This is a genomic window from Myroides injenensis M09-0166, assembly GCF_000246945.1.
GTDB lineage: Bacteria > Bacteroidota > Bacteroidia > Flavobacteriales > Flavobacteriaceae > Flavobacterium > Flavobacterium injenense.
Map to the genome: position 1 here is coordinate 1 of NZ_BAEX01000171.1, position 1,036 is coordinate 1,036.

The window sequence follows — 1,036 nt, forward strand, 5'->3', positions numbered from 1 at the left end:
AAGGTTTGGTTGAAGGATTTTATTTCTGGGATGGTACTAAGTGGGAAAAAATAGTTTCTTCTACATTAACAGATTCAATACTTGATCGTATTACTACTATTGAGGTTGAAAATGGTAAAGGTTCAGAAGGTACAGGAGGTAGCACTGTAATTTACAAACCTGGAAAAGATGGAGCGCCTGGTACAATAGTAACTATTGTTAAAGGATCAGATGGAAAACCGATAGAATCACCAATTGATGTAGCTGATTTAATTAGAGGTCAAGAAACAAATACTTTTATTAAGGAATTTACAGTTAATAAAGGTTCAGAGGCTTCCCCTAAAAATGAAACAGCACTTTATTACTTTAATGAAGCAGCTATTCAGAAATTCATTGATGATACTGACACTAAAAAAACTGAAGTTGAGAGTAAAATTACAGTAGAGTATGGTGAAGAAATTAAAGTTTTAGGTGTAGTAAGTAAGGAGTTTGAAAGAATTATAGAAAACAACAAAGAGGAAATAACTAAAATTATTAACAATATTGAAGGAGCAGTAACTATTGTTAATAAAGGTACTACAGAGAACCCTGAATGGATTTTGGAAGTTGGTACAGGTGATTCTAAAACTGCGTTTGATATAAATAATTTAGAGACAAAGACTTACTTAGAAAAGAGTATTGGTGATGGTGAAAATGCAGCAGTTGCTAGACCAACAACTAAACCTACAGACCTTAGTGCGAAAGGTAAAATTTATTACACATATTTTGGAGAAGATAAGAACGCACCATATTATATCGACGTTACTTCGGATGTGTTAACTTCAATAACTAATCCAGCGATAAAAGAAAAAATTATAAGTATTGTTAATAATCCAGGAGGTGATGGTGACGGAGGTACTACTATTCCAGGAGGAGGAGAAAAACCTGTAACGCCAGTAACTCCAGGTGAAAAAGCAAAAACATACGGTAACGTTTACTACGGTCCAATGGATCCAAATGATTTAAGTAAAGGAGATGTATTGTATTCAATTGATGCAGCTGGTAATAAGCATTATAT

The 1,036-nt window shown here is 33.4% G+C and carries 1 pseudogene; it reads left to right on the forward strand.

The features are described from left to right. Positions 1–1,036: pseudogene (locus RH98_RS15800) on the forward strand (hypothetical protein); the annotation flags it as partial.